This is a genomic window from Bacillus sp. MUM 116, from assembly GCF_001866655.1.
Classification (GTDB): Bacteria; Bacillota; Bacilli; order Bacillales; family Cytobacillaceae; genus Neobacillus.
In genome coordinates this window covers 40,565-48,945 of the sequence record NZ_MLYR01000033.1, presented here as the reverse complement: position 1 = coordinate 48,945, position 8,381 = coordinate 40,565, and the positions used below count along the sequence as shown (strand labels likewise).

The window sequence follows — 8,381 nt, the reverse complement described above, 5'->3', positions numbered from 1 at the left end:
TCGAGGTCACAAGCCAATCCGTCCAAAAGGTTAAAAAACAGCCTTTCGGCCGGCTCGTCTTGTGCTTGGCTACAAAAAGCTAACGCTTTTTATTCGCATTAAGGGCGGCTAATCTATGACTTCGCTCAGCTCAGCCATAGAAGTCGCCCTATATCGGGGCTGACCAAGGCGCTTGCGCTTTTCTTATTCCTCTGTAACAGGACCAATATTATCTTTCTTATTTATATAGAGTTTATACGCTAAAAATCCTGCAATTAGTAGATATCCCCAAACGAAAGGCATAGCAGTTGATTGTGCAATTCCGATAGTATTTGTATGAATTGCACCAACAAAAGTTAAAACGGCCCCTATCACTGCAGCAACTATGCCCCCAATAGGTGTATTACGGATAGTAAATATAGCTATACAACCCCAAAGAACACTCGTAATAGGAGCACCATTACCTAGGGCAACCAAGCCATCGTAGAAAACTCCGGCATTGTGCAAGGCATGTGAAGATACTTGATTGGCAGCAGTCCCCACCGTCATACCTGTAGCTGAAATTGCATTATTAACAGCAGTAAGTGCCCAAGTAGCAACCCATGGGAAGAAACATACAAAGATTACTGGAACTTCAAATTTCGGACTGTTTTTGACAGCTTGATGCCCTGTAACAATCGCAATAAACACAAGCATCGGAACAATAGCCGCAATTGGGATCACAGCTAGCAATAGACCCATAAGACTTAAAATCGATAGTAAGAATATGGCAACAGAGCTAGCGATAGAATAGCCTATACCTGCACCAACTTCTTTCCAACCAGCATGACCTACATATACAGTTACTGGGAATGGGTTTCCACAAAGGCCGCCTATTGCAGAACAAATACCGTTTGTAAGCATAACATCTCTAGTTTTGTATTCATCCCCACAAACAGCAGCAGCTTCAACGTTTTCCAGATTAAAAATGTAGTTTGATAACCCCAGTGGTACAGCAGTTAATAAATATGGCAAAGCAGCGTCAATATGGTCGAAAAGGCCATTTAAATGCAACATAGGAGGATTAAAGCCAAATGATTTTAGAGCTTCAGTAACCGCAGCAGGACTTTGATATCCAAATATCCAAGCAATTGCAGTTCCAATTACGATCAATAATAAACCCGTAGGTATTTTCTTCAATATTGGATGTTTACTTAACCAGTTCATGAAAATGATTATAATTGCAACAAATGCCACTACAGGCATTTCAAAAGATTGCAGCATTGGGTTCATACCCAAGAATACAAATGCCAAACCTGCCAAGGCTGCTAACAATACAGTTCTTGGAACAAACTTTCTAAGGGTTTCACCTAGGAATGCACCTACTATTAGCATGATAGCCTCAAAGAAGCACCAAAGCACACCGACTGTTGTTGTGAAAGCAGCATCCTTTGTTTGATGATATAGAGGAAGCATAATAACAAATACGATAAGAAAAATACCAGGTGAACTAGAACCGGATGGTAGTGCGGTAATATCTTTTCTACCTGTTTTCTTAGCTAATTTATATGCAAAATAAGCAAAAACAAGGCCAGATAGAAGTACAGCAAGTCCAAAGCCAGGAACAATTTGTTTAAAAACAAACTCTTTTGGCATACCAACTACAGTAATTAATAATGAGATCATAACCAAAAAGTCTGTCAAAACATTAACGAACAAACCGAAGGAAGCAGCAAAGTCTCCTTTTTTCCATAAAGCTATATTTCCCATGTAAAATTCTCCTTAAAGCTGTATTATTTTTTATTACAGCTAAAATGTAATAAGCATTAATATTTGGAATTTAAACAGCATGGTTGTATTATAGCCATCCATTATTTCATGTTGACAATATGAGTACCTGCATTTCCAACAATTGCATCTTTTAGACTTTCAGGATCGGTGATGATAACCCTAGACCCATTTTTTTCTAAGAAGCTTAAGCTCGCTTCCACTTTTGGAAGCATGCTACCTTGAGGGAAGTGACCCTCAGCAGTATATTGTTTCAATTCCTCAACCGTAATGTTTTCTAACGCTTGTTGATTAGGTTTGCCAAAATTGATGCACACTCTTGAAACACCAGTTGTAATAATTAATGTTTCAGCTTGAACTTGTTCTGCTAAAAGGCTTGTTGCAAAATCTTTATCAATTACCGCATCAATGCCTTCATAGATATTGCTATCTGTTTTCACGACAGGGATTCCGCCGCCGCCGACAGCGATCACAACAAAACCAGCTTCAATCAACTTTTTAATTGCATCTTTTTCGACAATATCGATAGGTCTTGGAGATGGAACTACTCTTCTGTAACCACGGCCAGAATCTTCAATGAAAATCCAATCGGGATGTTCCTTCTTCATTTCCTCCGCTTGCTCCAAGGTAAAGAATGAACCTACTGGCTTAGTTGGGTTTTTAAAGTTAGGGTCATTTTTGCTTACTTCAACCTGAGTAATCACGGTGGCAACTTTCTTGTTGATGCCTCTTCTTGCAAATTCATTTGTCAAAGCTTGTTGAATTTGATAGCCGATGCCGCCTTGTGTGTCTGCACCGCAATTTACAAGTGGTACTACTGGCATGCCCTTCACTTCATGTGCAATTTCAGATCTTCTTAGACCAAAACCTACTTGAGGGCCATTACCGTGTGTTACAACAACTTGGAAGCCTTCCTCTGCCATATCAGCAATATTCACGGCAGTTTCACGTACAGCTTCATATTGTTCTTGTACAGAACCGGTTCCATCTTCTCTAACTAGGGAGTTTCCACCTATAGCAACTATAACTAGTTTTTCCATTAATTTTTCTCCTGTCCTTCTGTTAATTCTGTTGTTTTTTCAATAATTCGAGCGATTGTTCTTTATGCAAATGATATAATGGATTTTCCGGGTCATTTGCAATCGCATTTTCGATTGCTACAATCGCTTCCTGATGTTTACCTAGAGAACGAAGGCTATTTGCCTTATGGAACGAAAAATCATATCGATTCGGTTGCATGGAAAGCAGAATATCCATTTCCTTAACAGCTTCTTCGTGTCTTCCTAATTCTCTTAAGTAATTTGATTTATGATAGCGATAGAACGTCTCGTTAGGCGCTAATTTACTTGCCTTATCATATTCCAAAAGCGCTTCCTCTGGCTTGTTCATTAATCGCAAACAATTGGCAGTATAAAAGTAGAAATCTAGGTCGTTAGGATTCATCTCCAACGCTATCTTATACTGCACGAGTGCCTCCTCGAACCTTTTTAATTCCTGCAGGCAATATCCTTTATAATAGTAGAAATCAAGATTCTCAGATTCAGTTTCAAGAGCTTTATTAAGCTCTGTAATCGCTTCCTCAAACTTATTTTCCTTATAAAGCTTTTTCACTTCTTGAATGACTTGGTTTTTTTCGCTATACTCTTTTGTTAAGATTTTGACTACCTTTTCTTGCTTTAGTTCTGTAGCATGCTGAAAGGACGATTTTCCATCACGATCCGGCAAATGAACATCAGCAAAAGCTTCAACAAGGTTTTCTATAATATTGGAGTACAGACGGCCGCCATTTCCCAAAATGACTGATTCTAAGAGTGCGGACCACCCCAGATTATTCACATGGTTAACCGGCACACCCGCATCTAAGCAAATTTGAACTGTTTTCAAATAACCCTTTTCGCTGGAAGGTAATAACGCGGTGCCGCCAAAACGATTGACACTTTTTAGATCTGCACCATATTTCAACATCACACTTAAAATTTCGTGAAACCCATTTGCTCCTGAACAAATAAATGGGGTAAGTTGGGTAATATCTCTAGTGTTTACGTCGCTCTCAGCTTCCAATAACAGTTTTACCGCTTCAAGTTGGTTTTTTTGTGTTGCTGCCATTAAGGCTGTCCGGCCATTTTCATCTTTAAAATCGACGCTTGCGCCTTCTTTTAAGAGCTTTTGTACACCCTCTATATCTCCCTGCTCACTTGCGAAGATTAGCTCCATATTTAAGGATTTGCTTTCCATCTATATTCTCTCCTATCCTCATGCCCTACTGTGATATTCGGATTGAAATCATAAGTAGGGGAGAGTCTAAAAACCAATATGAACTGCATATTCAGTTTTTTTCAATCTCCCCTAAACAATTATTTATTAAGGCTCTTTTCGTAAACTTTGTTGCTTATGGACCTTAATAAGGGTCAAATACTTAAGTTTCTAGGCAATTTTCGCAAATGTTCTTACGAAAAGATGCCACGAAGAATCTAGTTATACGGGTTGAAGAACTTATACGAAAAACAACAATCTATGCGAAATTAGCCTTTATTAATGAATGTTTTCACTTAAAGCTAACATCGCTTTTTCAAAAGCTTCAACAGGAGGATGGGTAATTCCGGCACCAATCATTCCGATTCCTGCATCTTTGTGGGCAATGGCCGTATTAATGATCGGCATAATTCCAGTTTGAACAACTTTACGAACATCAATTCCAGATGGAACTCCCATGAAATCAAGTAACGGAACCGTTACGTTAGGGTTTTCAGTTGTCGTGATTTCTTTCATTTTTGTTGTGTAGCCGATTGCTTCTTCAACTGTTCCACCTACTAATGCTACAATCGCGGGAGCAGCCGCCATCGCGAATCCACCGATACCATATGTTTCAGTGATCGCACTGTCACCAATATCAAGACCTGAATCTTCTGGCTTGTAACCAGCAAACATTGGGCCAATAACTTTTTGAGCTGGACCTGTAAACCATGTGTTTTCTGGCATACCGCTAACGCGAATACCGAATTCCACACCATTACGGGCCATTGTTGTAACAATCGTACTGTTTTCAATGCCATGTGCCGCATCAAGTGCACATTTAGCCATTGCCATCCAAGTAGGACCTGAAAAATAGTCACTGCTTGCAACGAATTCAAATACTTCTTTCTTCTGCTCGGTCGTATAATCAGTTTGAACGAGGTATGGAGTCAACGCTTGAATTAAAAGGGTCGTACCTGCAACATTTCGGTTGTGACACTCATCACCCATATGAAGCGCTTGTGCAAGCATTAAACGCAAGTCAATGCCATTGGGATTAAGTTTCATCGCATCCCTTAACATTGGACCGAATACATCGCGCATCCAGATTAAGCGGTCAATAACACTCTGGTCATTAGCTCCCATACGAAGGATTTTTGATAATTGCTCACTCAAGTTTGTATAAGCAATGTTGCCATATGTTTTGTTCTCAACAATATGCATAAACATGGAGGCAGATGTAACCCCAGCCATGGAACCAACACAATTATGTTCGTGACATGGTGAGAAAGTAATTTCACCGGATGCAGCAAGCTCAGCAGCTTCTTCAACATTCTTTGCTAATCCTTCAAATACGATTGCTCCTGTTACAGCCCCTTTCATTGGGCCGTTCATTTTATCCCAAGTGATTGGAGGGCCGGCATGAAGGATCGTCGTTTTGGTCATGCCAGGAACACAATTAATTGCTTGATCATAGCCAATTAATACTGGCTGTGAATTAATAATTCGTTCTACCGCCAGCTTATTCGCTTCCTCGATTTTTTCCATAATTGCTGGATTTTCAAGCTGATCAAGTGCTGCAATTAGTTCAGGATTCCCCCGGCCTGGCGGTGTCCATTCTAAATGGATGACTTCAGCACCTTGCTGCGTTAAATCATCCTTGAAAGATTCAATTCCTACGTTGATTACATGTGGTTTCCCTTTAAAAAGTTCATTAATTTTACTCATGGCTATTCTCCCTTCACAACAAATTCTCTAGCCAATAGCCCTGCATTTTGACTGCTGCTAGCATGTGTTACTCCTGCAGCTAATAACTTGTTAATTTGATCATCTATATCCTGAGGATCAAGTTCTGTTCCAAGAACATATCCGATAATTTCTAAATGTCTGCCTTCTTGTTCAGCCAGTTGTTTGGCTTCAATCATAGCTGGAAGAAATGCTCCAACTGGATCTTCGTGTGCACCATAGCCCAAAACAAAGTCCATCACAATAACACCAACAGAAGGATCTTTTGCTTCTTGCATAAATCTTTCTAGGCGTGTAGAAGGATCAATCATAGGGTGCGGCTTGCCTTGTGTATATTCATCGTCACCAAAGTCGATGAATGTATGATCCTGACTCGTATATCTATCTTTTAAACGGTACTCTGGATTTCTTGCAATGTTGCTGTAGACATTATCGAATTTCTCCATTGCAGCGTGCATCGCTTCATCGCAAAGTGTTCCACCGCTGAATAGACCGCGAATATATTTTTGCTCTGGTGTTAATTTAGTGCGAACTTCTTCGATAAGCGGAATGTTTAACGCGCGCTTATTTAGTTTGCTTTCGTCAGCACCAGCAAGTAAAACGGCTTTAAGTGCTGCTTCTTTTGACATTTTTGCAAAATGGCCGCCAGCTGCAGTAATTTTCTCTTCATCGCCGCCAATAAACCAAACAACAACAGGTTTTTTACATGTTTTAATTTTCGCTAGAACTTTTTCTTCCACACTTGGAGCAGGTGGCTTAGAAACAAGAACGATTACTTTTGTCGCTTCATCGTCTTCAAGTGCTTGAATACCATCAAGCATCATGATTCCGCCTACTTCTTCTTTCAGGTCTCTTCCACCTGTTCCAACCAATTGAGTAATACCGCCGCCAAATTCGTGGATACGGACACTTACTTCCTGGCTTCCTGTACCAGACGCTGCAACAATACCGATATTTCCTTTTCTAACTGCATTCGCGAAGCAAAGGGCTGTATTTCCGATAATCGCTGTACCACAGTCAGGCCCCATCATTAATAAGCCTTTTTCATGAGCTAATTTCTTTAATGAAATTTCGTCTTCGATGCCTACATTGTCACTAAACATCATAACGTGGAGATCATTTTCAAGAGCTTTTCTTGCTTCTCTTGCGGCATATGCTCCATTTACAGCGATAATGGCTAGATTCGCTTCAGGAACACTTTGTGCAGCAGAAGAAATAGTTGCATATTTGACTTCACTTTTTCCTTTAGAAGTATTCTTTTTTGTAAATAACTCTTCAATTTCAGGGAAAGCGCTTTCACATAGATCATCATTTGCAGCTTTTACTACAATAATGAGGTCGCTTGTTTTTGCTTCCTCAATTTCAGGTGTCATTAAACCTACATTCCTCATTACCTCTTTATTCATTTCAGTACCCATTGCGATAATGGCTTGTTCCACACCTTCAATTTGATTCGCTTTAGTTGACAGCGACATTAAAGATACTGAATCAAAATACGTGTTTGGCTTGATTAACGCTTGTACAGTCATACTTTACCTCCTGCAATTAGATTAACTTCAAGTCCGCAGATTAACCCTAAGGCTATATCTGTTCCGGACGAAGAACCGATATTTAATACATTTTTTAAAGAGAGAATAAGCTCATTTTCTTTACCATTTATTAAGGATTGGACTAAAGCAATTATAGACTCTCTTACCTGACCTCTAGACGCCTTTTTCAGCGCCATAAAGCTGATATCATTTGTTAAGCTTTTTGCCTTTTTAACTACTTCTTCACAAAAAAAATTATCGGGTTTGAAAGGACTGTTCCTCATATTTAAAATAGTAAATAACCCGACTAGGAAATCATCCCCTGAGGGGGTTAATCCGGGTCCAAGACCTATTAATGAAACCGCATGCTGTAATGCATTGGGCATTTGATTCTTTAACAGTTCACTAAAAAGCAGATTTGTTCTTTTTTCAAGCAGATTAGACATTTCTTTTTCAAAAGGGGTCTGGGATAATGCTTTCTTAATTCCTCCGCTTTTACCATGAATGTCAATATAACTCTTCATCTTATTTAAATTGATTTTCAAGCTATTCAAATCTTCAGGGTATGTTGGCAAAATACTCTCCCAATTTTCGACCCTTTCTAACGTAATAGCCATTTTATCTGCAATGTATAGAATGTGATGGTTACTGTAGACAATGTCGTTTACTTCTAAATTCAGCTTTTCAAAAGAGTTCTCTTCTATTACGATCGTATTGGGTCCATTATCCATCTGACTGCTAGCAATGGTATATAGTTCACCATTTTCTCGGCAAAAAAAATTAAACGTTCTGTTAAATGTACTATGGATAAATCCACTTAATTTTGAAGTATTAACTCTTTGGATAAAATCAACATCACCAGATTTTGCAAATATCACTAGAGTCACCTCTGATCTGGAATGTACATAAATCAAATACTTTTGTATAGAGCATGCTTGTGATTAATGCCTAAATGCCCCCTTTATTTTAAGAAATGGTTTAAGGCTTTAATTCCGCCTAACTTCCCTGCTTATTTTATGGATACACAGGGTTTAATATATTTCGTAAGATTGCTAAAATTAAAGTAGGTGTAGAAGAATCTTCAACCTTACATTACTTATTTTAGATAGAACGAATAAAATCGTCATT

Annotated in this window: 6 protein-coding genes; all 6 read right to left on the bottom strand. The window is 39.0% G+C overall.

What is annotated here, in order from left to right:
* Positions 1 to 183 precede the first annotated feature (183 nt).
* Positions 184 to 1,728, bottom strand: a complete 1,545-nt coding sequence (locus BIV60_RS09550) for a xanthine permease (protein WP_071355502.1) — start codon at positions 1,726 to 1,728, stop codon at positions 184 to 186.
* A 101-nt stretch (positions 1,729 to 1,829) separates the two neighbouring features.
* A complete protein-coding gene (gene arcC / locus BIV60_RS09545) occupies positions 1,830 to 2,786 on the bottom strand; it encodes a carbamate kinase (protein ID WP_071355501.1) in 957 nt (318 codons plus the stop codon).
* A gap of 22 nt (positions 2,787 to 2,808) precedes the next feature.
* Complete coding sequence (locus tag BIV60_RS09540) at positions 2,809 to 3,981, bottom strand: ankyrin repeat domain-containing protein (RefSeq protein ID WP_071355500.1); 1,173 nt, start codon at positions 3,979 to 3,981, stop codon at positions 2,809 to 2,811.
* A gap of 297 nt (positions 3,982 to 4,278) precedes the next feature.
* The gene (locus tag BIV60_RS09535; RefSeq protein WP_071355499.1) at positions 4,279 to 5,706 is read right to left on the bottom strand and encodes a YlbE family protein; all 1,428 of its coding nucleotides are present in this window, start codon (positions 5,704 to 5,706) and stop codon (positions 4,279 to 4,281) included.
* A gap of 2 nt (positions 5,707 to 5,708) precedes the next feature.
* Positions 5,709 to 7,253, bottom strand: coding sequence for an acyl-CoA synthetase FdrA (gene fdrA, locus BIV60_RS09530; protein ID WP_071355498.1), 1,545 nt, complete (start codon positions 7,251 to 7,253; stop codon positions 5,709 to 5,711).
* On the bottom strand, positions 7,250 to 8,131 hold the full coding sequence (locus BIV60_RS09525; RefSeq protein WP_083402182.1) for an oxamate carbamoyltransferase subunit AllH family protein: 882 nt from the start codon (positions 8,129 to 8,131) through the stop codon (positions 7,250 to 7,252). The genes fdrA and BIV60_RS09525 overlap by 4 nt, the downstream gene beginning before the upstream one ends.
* Positions 8,132 to 8,381 lie beyond the last annotated feature (250 nt).

Bases quoted from the DNA above. Each gene is read 5' to 3' on its own strand.
- BIV60_RS09550 (WP_071355502.1), bottom strand. From the start codon at position 1,728: ATGGGAAATATAGCTTTATGGAAAAAAGGAGACTTTGCTGCTTCCTTC.
- arcC (WP_071355501.1), bottom strand. From the start codon at position 2,786: ATGGAAAAACTAGTTATAGTTGCTATAGGTGGAAACTCCCTAGTTAGA.
- BIV60_RS09540 (WP_071355500.1), bottom strand. From the start codon at position 3,981: ATGGAAAGCAAATCCTTAAATATGGAGCTAATCTTCGCAAGTGAGCAG.
- BIV60_RS09535 (WP_071355499.1), bottom strand. From the start codon at position 5,706: ATGAGTAAAATTAATGAACTTTTTAAAGGGAAACCACATGTAATCAAC.
- fdrA (WP_071355498.1), bottom strand. From the start codon at position 7,253: ATGACTGTACAAGCGTTAATCAAGCCAAACACGTATTTTGATTCAGTA.